Here is a 19,988-nt window from a genome sequence, read left to right as displayed (position 1 = left end):
TCGAGTTGCCGTGCCGCGCGCCGGCCGATGCGCTTACTGGCCGGCGCGCCGCACATCGCCTGCAATGCCGTTACTGCGCAGGCGTGTCCAGCTGCTTTTTCAGCGCTGCGAGGCGGTCTTCGACAGACGGACCGCGATTCAGATCCGCGAGCTTGTCGTCGAGCGCCTTGCCGCTTTTCTCGTCGGCGGAATTCAGGCGCGCGTCCGAGCGTGCGTTCGACAGCGACACCTTGTCTTCCAGCTTCTGGAAGTCTTCAGCAAGATTCTTGCCGCCGATGCCGCCCAGCGCCGTCGCCGCCGTGTCCTTGGCCTGCGCGATCTGCTGCTTCGCCTGCAGGATGTTCGAGCGCGCGTTCAGATCGTTACGGCGCTCGCGCATGTCGTCGATCTGCTTCTTCAACTGCTCGACCGAGGGCTCGAGCGTCGAGAGTTCCTTCGCGAGCGCGTCGCGCTCCGCTTCGGCCGTCGCCTGTGCGCCGAGCGCCTCGCGCGCGAGCGCTTCGTCGCCGGCTTGCAGCGCGCGCCTTGCGCCGTCCTCGTACTTCTTCGCCTTGTCGGCGGCCACGTCGCGCTTGCTCTGCTGCGTGGCGACCTGCGCCTGGATCTCGATCAGCGAGTTCTCTGCTTTTGCGATGCTATCGTCGAGTTCGCGCACGATCTGGCGCGCATCACGCGACGGGTCCTGCACGGAATCGGCTGCGTCGTTCAAGAGACCTTTGACCGTTCGCGTGATGCTGTCAAAAAGCGACATGAATACCTCCATTGGATGAAATCGACGCTGAATACCCGGCGCGCTGCATGGGGGCGTAATCACGTCGACAGCACGTAGTTTACGCCGCCCTGCGCGAGACTGCGGATCATGTGCATGCCATCGCGGATCGCGTTCATGTGCATGCTCGCGATGACATCGGGGCGCATGCACGGATTGCAATAGCGCGATGAGAATTTAACGTTGCCGTAGCGCCATGTCCGACACTTCGAACCGGTCCGAAGATCGACGCGAACGGGTATTCAACAGCTCGCGGATATTACACCACGCGTACCCTTAAAACCGTCTTAAAGCACGATTTCGTGCGCGTTTCGGCGGGTCCGCTCGCTGTGTCGTGCGGCTCGTGTGTCGAGCGCAATCGACGCAATCGCAGAACGAACGAATGCGCGGATCGATCGAAATACAGACGAAAGAATTCTTTCGGATAGCCGACGATGCGTGGCCTTGCTCACACACCGCATGGGCAAGCATCGACATGCTCGACACGCCGGGTTCACGCGAAGCTACCGTTGCCTTCGGTGGGGTCGATGTTCGGTTCGTCCTCTTCGTGCTCACGTTGGCGCTTGCTGGCGGCGCTACGTTTCGACGACAGCAGTGTGGCAGTCCGGGATGGCGTACGCGTGTCGCTGCCCGTAGCCGTGACCTCGTCCGTATCGTGGGCGATGGCGGCCGCTTTCGCGGCCGCCACGCGCGCGGCAACCTGCGCGGCCGTATCGTCATCCACGCCTTCGAGCGTGCCGGCGGGCGCGAGCACGGCAGCGGAATCGGCGGGGCGCGCGAGGTCGATCGGCGCGAGCGTTTCGTGCGGCTTACCGGATGCGGCGAGCGCGGCACCGTTTGCTGTCGATGCCGCCGGCTCGGGCGTGGTCGAAGGGTCGGTGAGGGACTCTGCACGTGACACGGCAGACGATGCAGCAGACGCCCCGGCGCGAGCTTTGAGCGCCGCCGGCGCCGTCTGCCGCAGGCGGTTGCTCGAGCGCGCGACGCGTTGCAGCGCTTCGTTCAGCGCGTCCGGTTCGCGTGGCGCGCGCAGCCGGTCGACGATGCTCGCCGCCTTCACCTGCTCGCTGGTCGCGCCGAAGCTCAGGACCGCGCGACGCATGAGCTCGCTGACGCTGATGCCGAGGTTGTCCGCCGTCGCGGAGATGGCGCGTTTCTGGGCGGGCGTCACGAAGACGACAATGCGTTCGCTGGGCTTGTTCATAGATCGGCTCGCGTTCTTTGTTGGTGTCGAACTGCGGAGGAATCCGGGCAGGGTGCAAGGCTGCTTGGCGCGCGTCGAATCATCATAAGACTAAATCGTGGCGCGCGGTGACGCGCCGCTGCAAATCGGGCGGCCTGCAAAATGGCTGCCACATCAACGGGTTGCCCGGGTTGCACGGACATTGTCCACAGGGCTTTGCACAATTTCTGTTGATAACCGCACAAGCGCGCCACGGCGGGCTCGTGCGGTGTTTTTGCACTTCAGGGCACGATCATGAGGGAATTCTTACAAAAAAATCACGATCCACGCGGCTTGATTTCTTTAAAATGCGCTGTTACGTTGCGCCAGAACCTGTCTGGGCGTGCCGTGCGGCCGGCTGGAACGGGGTAAGCATACGGCGCCGCACGGCGGCAGTAGCCAAGGCAGAAACGAGCGCCGCGCGCAGTATCATTGCAGGGCCGCCGGCAGCGCCGCATCCGGTGGCGAAACGAGTCTGCGCGAATGCCGCCGCGTCGGCAGATGGCGTCGCTTCGGCGTGCAACGGTGCCGCTGCCGTCCGTTCGGGCACGCGACGCACGCCACGACCACGATTCGAGCGCACCGCGCGTGCATAGCCGGCGTGTAGGAAAGCGCCAATCATTCCAGTCATGCCAATCATCAAACGACCGCATTCTTCCCACCCTGGCCGCGAGCCATCTTTCGGCAACAACGACAACCCGAGTCGCGACTATCGCTACGCGCAGCGCGAAGAAGACGACGGCGACGACCACGGCCGGCGCGGTGGCCGCTCGATCTTCGGCACGATCGCGCTGTGGTTTGCCGGACTGTTCGCGACGCTGGCGGTGGTCGGCGCGCTGATCGTCGGCTACGCACTCGTCGTGATGGGACCGCAGCTTCCTTCGCTCGACGCGCTGACCGATTACCGTCCCAAGGTGCCGCTGCGCATCTATACGGCGGATCACGTGCTGATCGGCGAGTTCGGCGAAGAGCGGCGCAGCCTCGTGCGCTTCCAGGACATCCCCGACGTGCAGAAGAAAGCCGTGCTCGCGATCGAAGACTATCGCTTTTACGAGCATGGCGGCGTCGACTTCATCGGCATCCTGCGCGCGGGTTTCGCGGACATCATGCACGGCGGCTCGTCGCAGGGCGCGAGCACGATCACGATGCAGGTCGCGCGCAACTTCTTCCTGTCGAGCGAGAAGACGTACACGCGCAAGATCTATGAAATGCTGCTCGCGTACAAGATCGAGCGCGCGCTCACGAAGGACCAGATTCTCGAGCTGTACATGAACCAGATCTATCTGGGCGAGCGCGCTTACGGTTTTGCGGCCGCCGCGCGCGTGTACTTCGGCAAGGATCTGAAGGACATTTCGGTTGCCGAGGCAGCGATGCTCGCGGGCCTGCCGAAGGCGCCGTCCGCGTATAACCCGGTCGTCAATCCGAAGCGCGCGAAGATCCGCCAGGAGTACATCCTGAAGCGGATGCTCGATCTGCGCTACATCACGCCGGAACAGTACGACCAGGCCGTCAAGCAGGAGATCCACACGAAGACGGCGGGCAACGAGTACAGCGTGCACGCCGAGTACATCGCGGAAATGGTGCGTCAGATGATGTACGCGCAGTACAAGGACGAGACCTATACGCGCGGCCTCAGCGTCACGACGACGATCGATTCCGCCGATCAGGAAGCCGCTTATCACGCCGTGCGCAAGGGCGTGATGGATTACGAGCGCCGTCACGGCTATCGCGGTCCGGAAGGCTTCGTCGAATTGCCGGCTGCGGGCGACGAGCGCGACGAGGCGATCGAAGACGCGCTCAACGATCATCCCGACAACGGCGAGATCGTCGCCGCCGTCGTGACGTCGGCGACGCCGAAGGAAGTGAAGGCGCAACTGCTCGACGGCACGCAGGCGAGCATCAAGGGCGACGGGCTGCGCTTTGCGGCGGCTTCGCTGTCGCCGCGCGCGGCGCAGGCGCAGCGCATGCGTCCGGGCGCGATCATCCGCCTGATCGCGGATGCGAACGGCAACTGGCAGATCACGCAGTTGCCGCAGGTGGAGGGCGCGCTCGTGTCGATGACGCCGCAGGACGGCGCGATCCGCGCGCTCGTCGGCGGCTTCGACTTCAACAAGAACAAGTTCAATCACATCACGCAGGCGTGGCGCCAGCCGGGTTCGAGCTTCAAGCCGTTCATCTATTCGGCGGCGCTCGACAAGGGCCTCGGACCGGCGACGATCATCAACGACGCGCCGCTGTACTTCCCGCCGAGCGCGCCGGGCGGCGACGCGTGGGAGCCGAAGGACGACGACCAGCCGGACGGTCCGATGCCGATGCGCCTCGCACTGCAGAAGTCGAAGAACCTCGTGTCGATTCGCATCCTGTCGTATATCGGCACGAAGTACGCACAGGACTACGTGACGCAGCGCTTCGGCTTCGACGCCGACAAGACGCCGCCGTATCTCCCGATGGCGCTCGGCGCGGGGCTCGTCACGCCGCTGCAGTCGGCGGGCGCGTATAGCGTGTTTGCGAACGGTGGCTACCGGATCAATCCGTATCTGATCGCCGAAGTCGACGATGCGCACGGCCAGCCCATTTCTCGCGCGCAGCCGCTGACGGCGGGCCGCGACGCGCCTCGCACGCTGGACCCGCGCAACGCATACATCATGAACAGCCTGCTGCACTCGGTCGCGACGGGGGGCACAGGCGCGGGGACGAACGTGCTGCATCGTAGCGACCTGCAGGGCAAGACGGGTACGACGAACGATGCGAAGGACGGCTGGTTCGCCGGTTATCAGCAATCGCTCGTGGCCGTCGCATGGATGGGCTACGACCAGCCGAAGTCGCTCGGCAGCCGCGAATTCGGCGCGCAGCTGGCGCTGCCGATATGGGTCGACTACATGCAGCGCGCGCTGCGCGGCGTGCCGCAGGCCGAGCCCGAAATGCCCGCGGGCGTGACGAGCGTCGATGGCGAGCTGTTCTATGCGGACATGACGCCGGGCAGTGGCTTCATCGCGAGCATCGGCATGGATTCGGCGAATCCGCTGGCGAGCGGCGGCGATGCCGTCGGCACCGTGGGTCCGGCAGGCATGACGCCGCCGGCGCCACCGCCGCCGAACGTCACGTCATCGGAGAAGAAGCAGATCATGGATCTGTTCGAGTCGAACAAGCCTTGATCGCTTGAGCCTGGATGAAAGACGCGCCCGTGGTGAAAATCACGGGCGCGTTTTTTGTGTGGATGTCACTGGAAGATCAGTCGAGGATTAAGGTGCGCGCTCAACGGGTTAGCGCGATTGTCCAGGTGTTATCAACAAGCCTGTGCACGGAATCTGTTGATAACAGGCGCGAACGCACCGTTGACGGCTTTTCGGGCACGCGCCGCGCAATCTTCATCGCGAGACAAAACCGCTGACGCCTCAATGTCTTATCCCGCTTGTCCCGGCGTTCTCAACAAGATCATCCCCAGAAACTGGGGATAACCGCATGCGGCCCGATCACTGCGCAGCCGTCGCGGCGCCCGTCGATACCGACGCCGCGCGCGTATCGTCGATGGGTGGATTGCCCATCGCCTGAAAGAGCGCGGCCGTGTCGTTCAAGCGCGCGCCCGTGTAGCGAATCTCGTCGAGCCGCGCATTGCGATACTGCTGCTCGCTCGCTCTCGCGGCCATCACGGGCACCGCGCCCAGACGATAGCGCGCCGACGTCTCGTCAAATGAACGCTGCGCCGTTTGCGCTGCGATATTGGCCGCGTCGAGCGCCTGCGCGTCGTGCTCGAGCGCGGCAAGCGTATCGGCGACGTTCTGGAACGCGGCGAGCACGGTTTGCTTGTATTGCGACACCGAGGCTTCATACGATGCGACGGCCGCGCGACGTTGCGCGAACAATGCGCCGCCGTGGAAGATCGGTTGCGTCAGCGATGCGCCGAGGCTCCAGATCGCTCCCGCGCCCGACACCGCGACCGGCCAGCTGAAGCCGCCTTGTCCCATCGACGCGTTCAGCGTCAGGCTCGGAAACATCTGCGCTGTCGCGACGCCCACTTCGGCGGCGGCCGCCTTCAGCGTCGCGTCGGCGGCCTCGATGTCGGGGCGCGCCTGGAGCAGATCGGATGGCACGGACACGGGCACCTGTTCCGGCACGTGCAGCGACGCGAGATCGAGTGGCGGCGGCGCCTGGTCCGGCGTGCGGCCGAGCAGTACCGCGAGCGCGTGACGCGTTGTCAGCAGTTGCTGGCGCGCGGCGGGCAGGCTCGCGGCCAGCGACGCCGCGCTTTGCTGCGCATTGAGCAGATCGCTGTGCGGCACCGCGCCGAGTTCATAGCGTCGCTGCGTGTCGCGCGCCTGGTCGTTGGCGAGCGCGCCGAGGCGCTCGGTCGTCCGGACCTGCGCATCCAGCATCGACGCCGAAATCGCCGCCGTCACGATGTTCGCTGCTAGCGCGCGCCGCGCCGCATCGAACTGAAACGCCTGCACGTTCACGCGCGACGCGAGCGCCGCATTCGCAAGCCGCGATGCGCCGAAGATGTCGAACGTGTACTGCGCCTGCAACTGGCCGACGAACACGTTGTACAGAAACGTGTTCGGCCCGGCTTCGGGAATCCCGAGCGCGCGTTGCCGCGCGACCTGGCCGCCCGCATCGATGGACGGCAGCATGTTGCTGCCGATCTGCGCGCGCAACTGCTCGCGCGCAGCCGTCAGGTTCTTGTCGGCGGCGGCGAGCGTCGGACTGTTGCGCAAGCCTTCGTCGACGAGCGTATTCAGCTCGTCCGACTGGAACGTGCGCCACCATTGCGGCACCGCTTTCGCACCGGCGACGAACTGCTGTGTGACGCCTTGCGCGGGCACTGTTTGCGTCGGCAGTGGATCGGCGCCATAGTGCGCGGGCTCGGGCATCGCCGGCGGCGTGCCGTTCGGGCCGAACGTGCACGCCGTGGTGAGCAGCGAAGCAGCGGCAAAAGCGATGGCGCTACGGGCGATGGAAGGGAGGCTCATGATCAATTCCCCGAATGTTCGGACGGCTCGGGCCGCGGATCGCGCTCGTCGCCGCGCACGCGGAACCACGCGGCGTACAGCGCGGGCAGATAGAACAGCGTGAGCACCGTCGCGCTGGTGATGCCGCCCATCAGCGCCGTCGCCATCGGGCCAAAGAAGTTCGAGCGCAACAGCGGGATCAGCGCGAGCACGGCCGCCGCCGCCGTCAGCGTGATCGGGCGGAAGCGCCGCACCGTCGCGCCGACGATCGCATCGAAGCGCTTGTGTCCCTGCGCGATGTCCTGCTCGATCTGATCGACGAGAATCACCGAGTTCCGCATGATGATGCCGAACATCGCGATCACGCCGAGCATCGCGACAAAGCCGAACGGCTTGCCGAACAGCAGCAGCGTCGCGACGACGCCGATCAGCCCGAGCGGTGCCGTCAGCACGACCATCAGCACGCGGGCGAAGCTCTGCAACTGGATCATCAGCAGCGTCAGCACCGCGATGATCATGATGGGCATCTGCGCGTTGATCGACGTCTGTCCCTTCGCGCTTTCCTCAACTGATCCGCCGATCTCGATCCGGTAGCCGACGGGCAGCGCCGCGCGAATCTGTGCGAGCTGTTTGTCGACGGCGTGCGTGACGTCGATGCCTTGCGCGTTGCCCTGCACGTCGGACTGCACGGTGATCGTCGGTTGGCGGTCGCGTTCCCAGATCACGCCGTATTCGAGATCGCTGCGCAACCGGCCGAGCGTGCCGAGCGGCACCGAGCCGTTGGGCGTCGGCATCGCGAGCGTCAGCAGTTGCGACGGGTCGACGCGTTCGTTCTTCGGCGCGCGCAGATCGACGCTGATCAGCTTGTCGCGCTCGCGGTACTGCGTGACGGTGTAGCCAGAGAGCGTCATCGCGAGAAAACTCGATACGTCCGCCGACGTGATGCCGAGTTCGCGCACTTTCTTCTGATCGACCTCGAAGCGCACCGAGCGCTCGGCCGGTTCGTCCCAGTCGAACTGCACGTTCGCCGTGCCGGGATTGGCGCGCATCGTTGCCGCCACCTTCTCGGCGATCGAGCGCACCGTCGCGATGTCGTCGCCGCTTACGCGGAACTGCACGGGATAGCCGACGGGCGGGCCGTTCTCGAGGCGCGACAGGCGCGTGCGGATCGCGGGGAAGTCGTTGCGCAGTTTCGGTTCGAGCCAGCGCGCGAGTTTCTCGCGATCTTCGACGGTCTTCGCGGTGATCACGAACTGCGCGAAGTTCGGCGTCTGCAATTGCTGGTCGAGCGGCAGATAGAAGCGCGGCGCGCCCGAGCCGACGAAGTCCACCGAATGATCGATTTCGGGCCTGCCTTCAAGCGCTTTTTCGATCCGCTGCGCCTGGCGCAACGTCGCGTCGAACGACGCGCCTTCGGGCAGGCGTACATCGACGAGCAGCTCCGGCCTGTCCGAGCTTGGAAAGAACTGCTGCGGGACGAGCGTAAAGCCCGCGAGCGACACGACGAACAGAATGACCGTGATCGCGAGCACGACGAAGCGCCGCTCGATGCACCAGCTGATCCAGTCCGTCAGCCGCCGATAGAAGCGCGTTCCGTAGATGTCGTGCTCGTGGTCGTCGGGCTCGTGCGCCTGACGCTTGCGCTCGGGCAGCATGTGATAGCCGAGCATCGGAATCAGCACGACGGCGGCGAGCCACGATGCGATCAGCGCAATCGCCGACACTTCGAAAATCGAGCGCGTGTATTCGCCCGTGCTCGACTTCGCGAGCGCGATGGGGAGAAAGCCCGACACGGTGACGAGCGTGCCCGTCAGCATCGGGAGCGCCGTGCTCGTGTACGCGAACGCCGCGGAGCGCGTGCGGTTCCAGCCCTGTTCGAGCTTTACGGCCATCATTTCGACGGCGATGATCGCATCGTCGACGAGCAGGCCGAGCGCGAGCACGAGCGTGCCCAGCGACACCTTGTGCAAGCCGATATCGAACAGATACATGCACAGCGCGGTGACGGCGAGCACGACGGGAATCGAGATCACGACGACCATCCCCGTGCGCACGCCCAACGACACGAGACTCACGACGAGCACGATCGCAACGGCTTCGGCGACGGCTTCGAGAAAATCGTCGACGGAACGCGAGACCGCGTGCGGCATGCTCGACACTTCGACGAGCTTGAGTCCTGCGGGCAGATGCGCCTGCAGCTCCGCCATCTTCGTGTCGAGCGCCTTGCCGAGCTGGATCACGTCGCCGCCCGGCTGCATCGTCACGCCGATACCGAGCACCGGCTTGCCCTGGAAGCGCATCTGTGTGACGGGCGGATCGTCGTAGCCGCGCCTGATCGTCGCGATATCGCCGAGCCTGAACGAGCGGCCGTTGATGCGGATCAGCGTGTCGGCGAGCGCGTTCAGATCGTTGAATTGCCCCGTCGGACGCACGAACACGCGATCGTCGTGCGTCGTCAGCGTGCCGGACGGCGACACGCTGTTCTGCGAGTTGATCGCCTGCGCGAGCTGTTGCGGCGTGATGCCGAGGCGCGTCAGCTGCGTGTTCGCGATTTCGACGTAGACGTGCTGATCGGGATCGCCGAAATAGTCGACCTTCGCGACGCCCGGCACGCGCAGCAGCACCGTGCGCAGCTCGTCCGCGTAGTCGTGCAGTTGCGCCGCCGAGAAGCCGTCGCCTTCGAGCGTGTAGATGTTCGTGTAGACGTCGCCGAATTCGTCGTTGAAGAACGGACCCTGGGTGCCTTGCGGCAATGTCTGCGCGATGTCGCCAACTTTCTTGCGCACCTGATACCAGGTCTCCGGCACGTCCTTGACGGGCGCGGAGTCCTTCATCGTGAAGAAGATCAGCGATTCGCCGGGGCGCGAATAGCTGCGCAGAAAATCGATCGCAGGTGTTTCCTGCAGCTTGCGGCCGATGCGATCGGTGACCTGCTCCTGCACCTGGCGCGCGGTCGCGCCAGGCCAGAAGGTGCGGATCACCATCACGCGGAACGTGAACGGCGGGTCTTCCGATTGCGCGAGCTTCGTATAGGCGAGGATGCCGAACGCCGTCGCGAGCGTGATCAGAAAGACGACGAGCGCCTGATGGCGCAGCGCCCATGCGGACAGGTTGAAGCGTCCTTCCTCATTTTGCGCTGTACTCATGACGCGAAATCCTCGGGGTGCAGCGGCGGCACGACGCGGACTTTTTCTCCCGCCGTCACCGTATGCACGCCTTGCCACACGACCCGCTCGCCTTCGTTCAGGCCTTGCGTGACCGCGATGGTCCGCTCGGTGTAATGCGCGACCTGCACGCGACGCAGTTCGAGCTGATCGCTGCCTGCGCGCACGACCCATACGGCGGGCGTCGTGCCGTCATGAAAGAGCGCGGTGGAAGGCAGCGTGAACGACGCAGGCTGACTGCTGGCGTGGTCGCGGGCGAAGTCGATATCGGCCGTCATGCCGAGACGCACGTCCGGGCCCGGATGATCGAGCGTGAGCTTCGCGCGATACGTGCGGCTCTGCGGATCGGCAGCGGGCGACAGTTCGCGCACGCGCGCATTGAACGTGCGGCCGGGCAGCGCGCCCAGCTTGACGGTCGCCGCCTGCCCGGCACGCAGCGACGCGAGCGCGCCTTCGGGCACGTCGCAGACCACGTCGACGTCGCCGGACCATGCGAGGCTGTACACGGCCTGTCCCGCCGATACGTTCTGCCCCGTGTCCGCCTGTTCGGCCGTGATGACGCCCGCGTGATCGGCGGCGAGCGTCGCGTATTGCAACTGATCTTTCGCGAGCGCGGCCTGCTGCGCGGCCTGATCGCGCTGTGCGGCCGCCGACGCATACGCGTCTTCCGTCTGTTCCAGTTGCGTCTGCGCGATCAGCTTCTCGTGCGCCTGCGCACGGTCGCGGTCGAGCTGCTGCTTCGCATAGACGAGCCGGTGCTGCGCGGCTTCGAGCTGTGCGGCGGCGCTTGCGGCATTCTTCTGCGCGTCGGCGGGATCGAGTCGCGCGACGATCTGACCGTTCTGCACGACGTCGCCAAGACGCACGCGGCGCTCGATGATCTTGCCGGCGATACGGAACGACAGCGGCGTCGAGTAACGCGCCTGCACTTCGCCCGGCAGCGATGCCGCGAGCGGCAGTCCGTCCGCATGCACGGCGACGGCCACCACGGGCCGTGGCGCGGGCGCGGCGGCTTCCTTGTTGTGGCACGCGGCGAGCGTCAGTGCGCCCACGACGACGAGCGCACCGATCCTCGCATGACGAAGCAACGGCACGGACAAAGTAGATGAGGTGAGGCGGAACGGCTTGTGCGCGCGAGATGACGCGCCACGATGGGAACGATTCACGATGCCTCCGGGCTGGAGAAGCAAACGAATACGGCAAGCCAGAGGCTACCGACGACGTGCTGCTGAATGTGCTTTGAAGTGTGCTTCCGTGCGGCCTGCGAGCGCTGCCATTCAACCCGCGTCGCATCGAGGTCCGTAATCTCACCCATTGATCCGGATGGTGCTTTGCATTCTAATACACAGTTGTATCTGAATGCAAAGCTGAATCTCGGGACGGACCAATGCTAGACTGTTAAATATGAAACGCAAACGACTCACGCGAGAACAGAGCAAGGACCAGACGCGCCTGCGTCTGCTGGATGCTGCGCAGGCCATTTTCATGAAGAAGGGGTTTGCGGCGGCGAGCGTCGAAGACATCGCCGAGGCGGCGGGCTACACGCGCGGCGCGTTCTACTCGAACTTCCGCAGCAAGCCCGAGCTCTTTCTGGAACTGCTGCGGCGCGACCATGAGTCGATGCAGGCGGAACTGCACAGCATCTTCGAAGAAAACGCGACACGCGAAGAAATGGAAGCGAACGTGCTGCGTTACTACAGCCGCCTGCCGCGCGACAACAAGTACTTCCTGCTATGGGTCGAAGCGAAGCTGCTCGCCGCGCGCGACGCGCGTTTTCGCGTGCGCTTCAACGCGTTTCTGCACGAGAAGGTCGAACAGCTGACCGAGTACATCAGCGAGTTTTCGGTGCGCGTCGGCACGCCGCTGCCATTGCCCGCGGAAACGCTGGCGCTCGGGCTGATGGGCCTGTGCGACGGCATGCAGTTTTTCTTTACCGTCGATCCACAGAACATCTCGGGCGAGCGAGCGGAAGAGGTGCTGGGCAACTTCTTCGCGCGCGTCGTCTTCGGCAGGACGATGGGGTAAGGGCGGCTATTGAAGCGAAGCGCGGCTGTTCGCGCCGCGCTTCATCGGGCGCAGAGCAATGCGCTCGGATCGATATCAGATCCACACGTCGTTCGCAGCCGTCCGGTCGCTGTTCTCCTCGCCCGTGTTCTTGACGCCGCGCGGCTCGATCAACAGCAGTTTCACTTCTTTTTCCGCGTAGGGCTTGTGCTCCTTGCCCTTCGGCACCACGAACATCTCTCCCGCCGACAGATGCACGGCGCCGTCACGAAAGTCGATCCGCAGATTGCCTTCCAGCACGATGAAGGTTTCATCCGTCTGCGCGTGGTCGTGCCAGATGAAATCGCCTTCGATCTTGACGACCTTGAACTGGTAGTCGTTCATCTCGGCGACGACGCGCGGTTGCCACTGCTCGTGGATGCGGCTGAGCTTATCGGCGAAATTGATGGGCGCGAATCGGGTGGGCTGATCGGGTGCGGCGGGCATGGCGTCTCCTCCATTGAAGTCCATGCGACGGAGTGTAGGCGGGCGCTCTCGCGGACGTCTTGAACGTTTGTGCACGCTTCGAATGCTGGGCCCGCGCAGGACCCTGCGCGGAACGCGTTTTCAGCGGGACTGGCTTCTGAGCATCTTCAGCCAGCGCGACGGCGTCACGCCATACGCCGCCGTGAAGTGCCGCGTCATATGGCTCTGGTCCGCGAAACCCGCGGCGGCCGCCGCCTCCGCGAGCGTCTGGCCGCACAGCAGCGCTTCTCGCACGGCGTCGAGGCGGCGCATCGTGAGATAGCGATGCGGGCTCGTGCCGAAGAACGCGCGGAAATCGCGCGACAGGCTCCAACGGTCCCGGCCGCTTGCGGCAGCCAGTTCGTCGAGCGTGACGGGACGCTCGAGCGCCGCGTGCAGATAGTCGCGCGCGAGCAGTGCCGCGCGGAAATCGGCGGAGGCGCGCAGCGGCCGCGCACCCGACACGGCATCGAGCGCATGCGCGAGATCGTAGACGGCGTCGTCCTGTTCAAGCGGGTCCAGCGCGGCGTGGATGCCTTGCAGCAGTGCCTGCGTCGCGGCGGCAAGGCGCGGATCGTCCGACAGCCCGCCTTCGATGAACGGCAGCGCCTTGCCGCCGAGCGCCGCCTGGAAGAGCGCCGGCTCGACGTACAACATCCGGTAGCGAAAGCCCTCGTCGGTGCCGGCCTGGCCGTCGTGAGCCTCGTCAGGGTGCAGCACGATCGTGCCGCCGGGGAGGCTGTTGCACACGCCGCGTCGATAGTGGAAGCTTTGCACGCCCGCAAGCGTGCGGCCGATCGCATAGGTATCGTGCCGATGCAGTGCGTAGCCGTTGTGCTGGAAGAAGGCTTCGATGCGCTCGACGCCGCCCTGTGCGGGCGCGCGGCGAATCCAGTCGCGCTTGCCGTGAACATCCGGAGGCCGCTGCTCCGCCCGCCGCGACCGTTCCTGAATCGCGGATGCCTCGTGCGCGTCTCGCCCGTGCCGCATCTTCAGCCCGTCAGATGCCAAGACCGGGGCCGAAATTGCTGCCGATCAGCTTCGTGACGGAGTCGATATCCGCGTAGTCCTGCTCGGGCAGGCCGTCGAGCATCGCGAGCACTTCGTTGCTTGCGCCCGCTTCGCGCGCTGCGTCGACGAGCGCGTCCTTGTTCAGCGGATAGCTGACGCCGCGCAGAACGTCGGCGATCTGCAGGTCGATCGATTCGCGGGGGATGGCTGATCCCGTCATGCTCGCGCTCCATTGTTCTGAAAGTTATCGACACGAACGGGACGATCTGTCGATCCCGTACGTCCTGTCACGTCTGCAGATGCTCGTCCTGCGCTTTGAAGCCGCGCTCCAGATGCCGCGATTTCGGCAGCGCGATATGTTCCCATCGCTCCGGCCGGATATCGGTCTGGGCCGCGACGTCCGGCGCGGCGGGCGCGACGGGGGCGGCATTGGCGCGGGTGGCGGCCGTGTCGAACGTGCCGTCCGTCGCCATATGCACCGGCGCGGCGAAACACGAGGCCGACAACGTCACCATGGTCAACAGCGTCGAGGTTTTCATCGCTCGACCTCCTATTCCAGGCAGCGCAAGAACATCACGCAAGCGTTATGCCATTCCGGTGGCGACGGATTGGCGTCCGCCTGGCGCGGCTGCCGTCTGCGAGCGCCGCGCATCTTTCGCATATTACGCCAGTTATTTTTACAAGCGCTGATGGCGCGTCACGGCGGCGCGCCCGTCGCGTGCCTGGCATTGATTTCCCGGAGGATTTCGTCGCGGTCGGTCGTGCGGCGCATTCCGCGGGCGCAAGGCCGCACGTTGCGTCGCGCATTAGGTATGTAGAAAGCGGGTGGCGTTAACCCCGTGATGCTCGCGATGCACACGGATCAAGAGGTGTGGGCATGGAGGGCTTCAGCGCAGCACGTCGAAGCGCGTCCACGGCCATGACGGCCGGTCGCGCATGTAGCCGTTGAGCCAGTTCCATTGCGGATGTCGTTTCATGAACGCTTGCGCGTCGAACGGGCGTCCGCACGGATGTCCCCAACGTGCGTCGAACGCCATCTCGCGCGCCATTTCACTGTCGATAACCTTGCCGTCGTTCGCGCCCCAAGGATTGAACGGACCATGATCCGAGCCGCCGAAGCGCTGATCGTCGAGTTCGAGGTGGCCGCAGATCGTCCGCGAGCACGGGTTATCGGGGCGGTCCAGATAGACGTCATGATGATCGGCGATCATGGCCTTCGCCAGTTCGACGTCGATCCGCCCACGATGCATCTCTTCGAGCTGCATGAAGCGCAGCCGACGCGCGCCGTTTCTGCGCACGTCCGTGTAGTCGTCGCCTTCGCCCGTGCATTCCTGGTTGCGGATTTTCAGATCGGTCGCCGTGTTGTAGCCGCTGTAGAAGCCGTCTAGGGTGCTTTCGAAACCGGAATAGTGCAGGCCGAGTTCATAGCGGGCGATCTCGCCCGTCTTGATGTCGCCGAGCAGCCAGCTGTTCGCGTAGCCGCCGTTGTTCGCGAGCGCGAACATCTCGCACCATTCGCCAATGCTGTTCGCATATTGCGTCGCGCGCCGCGAGCGATAGAACTCCGGCGCGCCCGCCGCGTTATAGCCCGCGAAGTTCGAGATCGTGGTTTCCGTCACCATCAGTCCCGCCGACGTGACCCAGAAATCCGTCAGGCTGGAAATGCAGCCGGGCAGTCCCTGCATCAGAATGCGGTTGCCCGATTCGGGGACGATGTCGAACACGACGTTGAACGCGTCGCCGGCCGCGTAGCGGTCCCACGAGTTGTGCGCCATCACGATGCGGCCGTCGCGCGTCGCGCTGCCCGTCGCGATGAACGCGCTGCAATGATGCCCGCGCCGGCCGCGCCACGGCTTGAGGCCGAGTTGCGGCTTCTGCTGCGCAGCGTGCTGCGGCCACCAGCTTTGCAGCAGATCCATATAGCCGTTCCACGCGAGCACTTCGGCGAACGGCAGCTTCGCGCCGTCGGCGATGCCCTGGATTTCGTCGGCGAATTCATGGTCGATGCGCGGCGCGAACTGCTCGACGGCGGCGTTGACGAACGTGTCGAAATCTTCGCCTGTATCCCATTTCGCGAGATAGCGCGCAGTGCGGATCGCGTTCTGGATTTCGGCGGCGAGCAACTGGCCGTGCTGCTCGCCGCGGTCGTACGGTTCGCCTTCTATATGCACGAAGATCCAGCCCGCATGATCGCGGCGCACGGCATCGATGGACGGTTCGCTCATCTTCGCTCCCGTTCGTAGCGCGCGGCATCGCCGTCGGCGTTGCTCAGCGCCGTATATCGCGGGATGCAGCCTGCGGCTCCTCTATGGTCAATTCATTGTAGAGAAATTGCCGGGCTTTGCCATGCGCCGAACGGGCGATGCGCAGGCGGGCAAGCGCAGGCAAGCGCAAGCAGAAAAACGCCTATCGCGCGGGGTTCATGCGGAAGTACGCATCGAGCAGCGAGGTCTTGTAGACGACGCCTGCTAGCGTCGGCCGCGCAGTGCTTTCGACGACGGGCAGCCGCTCGCCCTGGAACGCCATGAAGTGCTGAAGCGCGACGCCGAGCGGCATGTCGGGCGTGAGCACGTCGAAGTGCGGCTGCAGATAGTCGGCGGCCGTCCTGGCGGACGTGTCGGTCCGGTCGAGCAGATCGGAGGTGATGTCCTTCAGCGCGACGACGCCCAGGAAGCAGCCGCTTTCGTCCGTCACGTACAGATACTTGACGGGATACTCGAGGAACACGCGCGTCATGTCGTGCACGGTTGCGTTGGGCAGCACGACGGTTTGCGGCGGACGGATCAGCTCGCGCATCTGCGTTGAGCGCAGGCGCATGCGCTCCTGTTCCTCGCGGTTCCGGTGCAGCGTGATCTCGTACATCGACGTCTTGCCGATCGCGCGCGCCGCGAAGTACGCGACCACGCACGACAGCATCAGCGGCAGCACGACCTGATAGCTCAACGTCATTTCGAAGATCATCAGGATCGCCATCAACGGCGCTTGCGTCGCGCCCGCGAGGAATGCGCCCATGCCGACCATCGCGTACGCGAACGGCGCGGACGTTGCGTGCGGCCAGAGCGCATTCATGCCAAGCCCGAACAGCGAGCCGAGCGCAGCGCCGACGAAGAGCGTCGGCGTGAACACGCCACCGACGGCGCCCGATCCGACGGTCGCCGCCGTCGCAATCACCTTGAACGCGAGCACGATGACGAGCGCCGTCCACGTCCACGGCGAATGCAGGATCGAGTTCACGACGCTATAGCCGTTGCCCCACACTTCGGGCGTCCACGTCGACAGAATGCCGACGATCAGACCGCCGAGCGCGAGCCGCACGGGCAATGGCACGGGCAGGCGCCGGAAGGCGGACTTGCTGGTGTCGATGAGCCGCAGAAACTGCGGCGCGGCCGCGCCGCACAGCAGGCCGAGCGCGACGAAGAGCAGCACTTCGAGGCCCGCGACGGGCGGGAACACGGGCATCTCATACGGCGGCTTGTAGCCGGCGAATTCGCGCATCACGATGTTCGCGACCACCGACGACACGACAACGGGCCCGAAGCTTTCCATCGCAATCGAGCCGAGCACGATCTCGGTGACGAAGAATGCGCCCGCGATGGGCGCGCTATACGCCGACGTGATACCCGCTGCCGCGCCGCACGCGACGAGCAGGCGCAGGCGCGGCGGATCGAAATGCACGAGGCGGCCGATCAGCGATGCGCCGAGCGCCGCGAGCTGCACCATCGGACCTTCGCGGCCGATCGAGCCGCCCGTCGAAATCGTGAACAGCGACGACACGCTGCGCCACAGGCTCACGCGCACGGGCACGACGCCATCGCCGATCACGACGGCTTCCATGTAGTCGGTGTGCAGCTTCTTGTCGGCGCCGCGTTGCGCGAGCAACAGCAGCCCGCCCGCGATGAGGCCGCCGAACGCGGGCAGTGCAATGCGCATCGCGATGGGCAGACGCCGCGCCATCTCGACGAGGCTGCCGTCCTGTCCGGTGAACACGCGCTGCAACAGCGCGATGCCTTCGCGAAACGCGATCGTCGCAAAAGCGCCCGCGATGCCGACGATCACCGACCACACCAGCATCGTGTGCGCATCGGACAGACGGAACAGGTTGGCCGCGCGTGTGCGCAGTCTCAGCAGAAATGAAAGCACGGAAGAAACGGGCGTCTGAAGGTTGGTTTGGCGCGCTGAATGATATCGGACAGTGCGCGACGAAAGTTTCGGGGCGGCGCGCCTCGCTCGCCGGCGCGCCGCTGCGTTGGGACAGGAGGACGATTCAGCTCATGTCAGCGGGCGTCCTTGTCGAGTTCGGGGTAGTGCCGGAATATGCCCGTTTCGTTGTACGACAGACGGCGCCCGGAAGCGAGATACGCGGCGATATTCGGACGCTTGAGCACCGCGTCGTGCAGCGCGGCGAGGCGCGGATAGTGCTGGCCGAAGTGCTTCATCGCGCGTGGAAATGCGTAGTGCAAACCGTCGATCAACTGGAACATCGACAGGTCGACATACGTGAGCGTGTCGCCGACCATGTGGCCGTCGCCGGCCGGGTTCTGCTTCAGCACGCGCTCGAAATAGCGCATGAACTTCGGGATGCGATGGTCGATGAAATCCGTCGCGCGGATTTTCGCGGCCTCTTTTTGCTCCTCGTAGTACATGCCCGACGCGAGCGGGTGATGCGTGTCGTGGGCTTCCGTGACGACGTCGGCAATCGTCAGCTGCAGGCCGTTCCCGACGTAGCGCAGGCTCTCGACCTGCGGCGCGAGATTCAGCTTGGGCCCGAGGTAGAACAGGATGTTCGCGGTCTGCGAAACGATCAGGTCGCCGTCGCGCAGAAACGGCGGCGCGAACGGCGGGTACGGTTCCGTCCGGCTATCCATCACGCCGATCATCGCAGCCGTGCCGAGCCCGTCCTGCTCGTCGCCGCGCGCCACCTCGACGTAGTCCGCGCGCGCTTCTTCCAATGCGAGCCGCACGAATTCCCCGCGGCCCTGCAGTCCGTCCCAGTAATAGAGTTGATAAGTCATCGATCGGTCCTCACTCGGTTGTCGGTGGCGTCGTTGAACGCCATCCATGCACACGGTCGGGAGCTAGAAGTATGCCGCGCGATACTTGCAGTTTGCGTGTCGGGCGTAGTGCGGGAACGAGCGATCGCGTGTATAAGAGGCGCGCGGTGTTCGCGTATATGCCACGCTGAAAGCACAAAAGCCCCGCACGCGGCGGGGCTGATGTGATCGGGTTGCCCGCTTAGCCGAGCAGATGCTGGACGAGCCATGTGATACCGAGACCGCCGGCGAACAGCCACACGTACAGGATCAGGCCCGTCGTCAGCGCGCGGGGACCGGCTTCGCGAATCTGCGAGAGGCGCGTTTCGATGCCGAGCGCCGTCATGGCCATCGTGAGCGCGAAGGTGTCGAGCATGTTCAGCGTGCTGGTTGCGGCCTCCGGCAGAATGTGCAGCGAGTTCACCGCGACGCATCCGAGAAAGCCGAGCGCGAACCAAGGCACGGCGAGCTTGCGCGGCGCATGACCGGCTTCGCCATGCTGACCCTTTGCAGCGCGCGCCGAGCGGCTCACCCACATGCCGACGACGAGCAGCACAGGCACCAGCAGCATCACGCGCGTCATCTTGACGATGGTCGCGATATGCGTCGCCTCGGGGCTCACATTGCTCGCGGCGCCCACCACTTGCGCGACTTCGTGGATCGTGCCGCCGAAGAAGAGGCCGACGCCCGTCGTATCCAGATGCAGGATGCCTGCGCGCAGCAGAGCAGGGTAGAGAAACATCGACAGCGTGCCGAACAGCACGACGCTGCCGACGGCCATTGCGCTCTTGTGCGGCTTCGATTGCAGCGTCGACTCGAACGCGAGCACGGCGGCCGCGCCGCAGATCGCGGTGCCCGCTGCCGTCAGCAGCGCGCTGTCACGGTCGAGCTTCATCAGCTTCATCCCCGCCCACGTGCCGATCGCGAGCGTGCTGACGACGATCAGCAGAGACTCGGCGAGGCCCGGCAGGCCGACCTGCGCGATCTCCTGAATGCTCACGCGCAGCCCGAAGAACGCGACTGCGATGCGCAACAGCTTGCGCGCCGAAAAATTGACGCCGGCGGCCCAGCTGTCGGGCATGCCGTCTTTCAATGCATTGCCATAGAGCATCCCGCCGACGATGCCGACGATCAGCGGGCTGATGCCCAGGCCGGCGATCGACGGAATCGCGGCGATGCGGGTGACGGCCGCGGCGAACAAGGCGACGAACAGGATGCCGTTGATCTGGCCGCGCGTCGACGATGACGCGGGAACCGAACGCACGGACTGGGTGGACAGGGTGGACATGGACTTCGACCTTTTCAGAAGCTGCTTGACTCGATGGCCTAATCCTAAAA

At 65.0% G+C, this 19,988-nt stretch carries 16 protein-coding genes; 3 read left to right on the top strand and 13 right to left on the bottom strand.

Annotated features, from left to right (window positions below; genetic code table 11):
- Nucleotides 1-70 precede the first annotated feature (70 nt).
- Both BMW76_RS08690 and BMW76_RS08685 read right to left on the bottom strand, forming a co-directional pair.
- Nucleotides 71-751, bottom strand: a complete 681-nt coding sequence (locus BMW76_RS08690) for a PspA/IM30 family protein (RefSeq protein ID WP_090864953.1) — start codon at nt 749-751, stop codon at nt 71-73.
- Nucleotides 752-1,262: 511 nt separating this feature from the next.
- The gene (locus tag BMW76_RS08685; protein ID WP_090864739.1) at nt 1,263-1,973 is read right to left on the bottom strand and encodes a plasmid mobilization protein; all 711 of its coding nucleotides are present in this window, start codon (nt 1,971-1,973) and stop codon (nt 1,263-1,265) included.
- Between the two features lie 647 nt (nt 1,974-2,620).
- Here BMW76_RS08685 and BMW76_RS08680 point away from each other — a divergent pair.
- Together BMW76_RS08680 and BMW76_RS08675 are read left to right on the top strand one after the other, a co-directional pair.
- On the top strand, nt 2,621-5,146 hold the full coding sequence (locus BMW76_RS08680) for a penicillin-binding protein 1A (protein WP_090864738.1): 2,526 nt from the start codon (nt 2,621-2,623) through the stop codon (nt 5,144-5,146).
- Nucleotides 5,147-5,160: 14 nt separating this feature from the next.
- On the top strand, nt 5,161-5,382 hold the full coding sequence (locus BMW76_RS08675) for a hypothetical protein (RefSeq protein ID WP_090864737.1): 222 nt from the start codon (nt 5,161-5,163) through the stop codon (nt 5,380-5,382).
- 82 nt (nt 5,383-5,464) lie between these two features.
- Here the strand turns inward: BMW76_RS08675 and BMW76_RS08670 are convergent, their stop codons facing one another.
- The 3 genes from BMW76_RS08670 to BMW76_RS08660 are packed head-to-tail and all read right to left on the bottom strand — an operon-like array spanning nt 5,465 to nt 11,189.
- Nucleotides 5,465-6,958: an efflux transporter outer membrane subunit gene (locus BMW76_RS08670; protein WP_090864736.1), complete on the bottom strand. Its 1,494-nt coding sequence runs from the start codon at nt 6,956-6,958 to the stop codon at nt 5,465-5,467.
- Between the two features lie 2 nt (nt 6,959-6,960).
- Entirely contained in the window at nt 6,961-10,083 is a 3,123-nt protein-coding gene (locus BMW76_RS08665; RefSeq protein ID WP_090864735.1) for an efflux RND transporter permease subunit, read from the bottom strand.
- Nucleotides 10,080-11,189: an efflux RND transporter periplasmic adaptor subunit gene (locus BMW76_RS08660; RefSeq protein WP_322789261.1), complete on the bottom strand. Its 1,110-nt coding sequence runs from the start codon at nt 11,187-11,189 to the stop codon at nt 10,080-10,082. The genes BMW76_RS08665 and BMW76_RS08660 overlap by 4 nt, the downstream gene beginning before the upstream one ends.
- Before the next feature lie 316 nt (nt 11,190-11,505).
- Between BMW76_RS08660 and BMW76_RS08655 the strand changes: the two genes are divergently transcribed.
- Complete coding sequence (locus tag BMW76_RS08655; protein WP_090864733.1) at nt 11,506-12,126, top strand: TetR/AcrR family transcriptional regulator; 621 nt, start codon at nt 11,506-11,508, stop codon at nt 12,124-12,126.
- 75 nt (nt 12,127-12,201) lie between these two features.
- Here BMW76_RS08655 and BMW76_RS08650 read toward each other — a convergent pair whose 3' ends face one another.
- The 8 genes from BMW76_RS08650 to BMW76_RS08615 form a co-directional block, all read right to left on the bottom strand.
- Nucleotides 12,202-12,591, bottom strand: coding sequence for a cupin domain-containing protein (locus tag BMW76_RS08650; protein ID WP_090864732.1), 390 nt, complete (start codon nt 12,589-12,591; stop codon nt 12,202-12,204).
- 120 nt (nt 12,592-12,711) lie between these two features.
- Entirely contained in the window at nt 12,712-13,620 is a 909-nt protein-coding gene (locus BMW76_RS08645; protein ID WP_245763156.1) for an AraC family transcriptional regulator, read from the bottom strand.
- Nucleotides 13,610-13,840: a DUF2795 domain-containing protein gene (locus BMW76_RS08640; RefSeq protein ID WP_090864731.1), complete on the bottom strand. Its 231-nt coding sequence runs from the start codon at nt 13,838-13,840 to the stop codon at nt 13,610-13,612. Before BMW76_RS08640 ends, BMW76_RS08645 begins: the two co-directional genes overlap by 11 nt.
- Nucleotides 13,841-13,907: 67 nt before the next feature.
- On the bottom strand, nt 13,908-14,159 hold the full coding sequence (locus tag BMW76_RS08635; protein WP_090864730.1) for a hypothetical protein: 252 nt from the start codon (nt 14,157-14,159) through the stop codon (nt 13,908-13,910).
- A gap of 348 nt (nt 14,160-14,507) precedes the next feature.
- On the bottom strand, nt 14,508-15,845 hold the full coding sequence (locus tag BMW76_RS08630; RefSeq protein ID WP_090864729.1) for a C45 family autoproteolytic acyltransferase/hydolase: 1,338 nt from the start codon (nt 15,843-15,845) through the stop codon (nt 14,508-14,510).
- Between the two features lie 181 nt (nt 15,846-16,026).
- Complete coding sequence (locus tag BMW76_RS08625; RefSeq protein ID WP_090864728.1) at nt 16,027-17,760, bottom strand: ClcB-like voltage-gated chloride channel protein; 1,734 nt, start codon at nt 17,758-17,760, stop codon at nt 16,027-16,029.
- A 134-nt stretch (nt 17,761-17,894) separates the two neighbouring features.
- A complete protein-coding gene (locus BMW76_RS08620; RefSeq protein WP_090864727.1) occupies nt 17,895-18,632 on the bottom strand; it encodes a glutathione S-transferase in 738 nt (245 codons plus the stop codon).
- 220 nt (nt 18,633-18,852) lie between these two features.
- On the bottom strand, nt 18,853-19,938 hold the full coding sequence (locus BMW76_RS08615; RefSeq protein ID WP_090864726.1) for a YeiH family protein: 1,086 nt from the start codon (nt 19,936-19,938) through the stop codon (nt 18,853-18,855).
- Nucleotides 19,939-19,988: the final 50 nt, after the last annotated feature.

The organism is Paraburkholderia diazotrophica, assembly GCF_900108945.1.
GTDB lineage: Bacteria > Pseudomonadota > Gammaproteobacteria > Burkholderiales > Burkholderiaceae > Paraburkholderia > Paraburkholderia diazotrophica.
The sequence above is the reverse complement of the archived record's forward strand: the minus strand, read 5'-3'. Positions and strand labels throughout refer to the sequence as shown.

Bases quoted from the DNA above. Each gene is read 5' to 3' on its own strand.
- BMW76_RS08685 (WP_090864739.1), bottom strand. From the start codon at position 1,973: ATGAACAAGCCCAGCGAACGCATTGTCGTCTTCGTGACGCCCGCCCAG.
- BMW76_RS08640 (WP_090864731.1), bottom strand. From the start codon at position 13,840: ATGACGGGATCAGCCATCCCCCGCGAATCGATCGACCTGCAGATCGCC.
- BMW76_RS08680 (WP_090864738.1), top strand. From the start codon at position 2,621: ATGCCAATCATCAAACGACCGCATTCTTCCCACCCTGGCCGCGAGCCA.
- BMW76_RS08690 (WP_090864953.1), bottom strand. From the start codon at position 751: ATGTCGCTTTTTGACAGCATCACGCGAACGGTCAAAGGTCTCTTGAAC.
- BMW76_RS08655 (WP_090864733.1), top strand. From the start codon at position 11,506: ATGAAACGCAAACGACTCACGCGAGAACAGAGCAAGGACCAGACGCGC.
- BMW76_RS08630 (WP_090864729.1), bottom strand. From the start codon at position 15,845: ATGAGCGAACCGTCCATCGATGCCGTGCGCCGCGATCATGCGGGCTGG.
- BMW76_RS08620 (WP_090864727.1), bottom strand. From the start codon at position 18,632: ATGACTTATCAACTCTATTACTGGGACGGACTGCAGGGCCGCGGGGAA.
- BMW76_RS08615 (WP_090864726.1), bottom strand. From the start codon at position 19,938: ATGTCCACCCTGTCCACCCAGTCCGTGCGTTCGGTTCCCGCGTCATCG.
- BMW76_RS08670 (WP_090864736.1), bottom strand. From the start codon at position 6,958: ATGAGCCTCCCTTCCATCGCCCGTAGCGCCATCGCTTTTGCCGCTGCT.
- BMW76_RS08650 (WP_090864732.1), bottom strand. From the start codon at position 12,591: ATGCCCGCCGCACCCGATCAGCCCACCCGATTCGCGCCCATCAATTTC.
- BMW76_RS08635 (WP_090864730.1), bottom strand. From the start codon at position 14,159: ATGAAAACCTCGACGCTGTTGACCATGGTGACGTTGTCGGCCTCGTGT.
- BMW76_RS08675 (WP_090864737.1), top strand. From the start codon at position 5,161: ATGAAAGACGCGCCCGTGGTGAAAATCACGGGCGCGTTTTTTGTGTGG.
- BMW76_RS08665 (WP_090864735.1), bottom strand. From the start codon at position 10,083: ATGAGTACAGCGCAAAATGAGGAAGGACGCTTCAACCTGTCCGCATGG.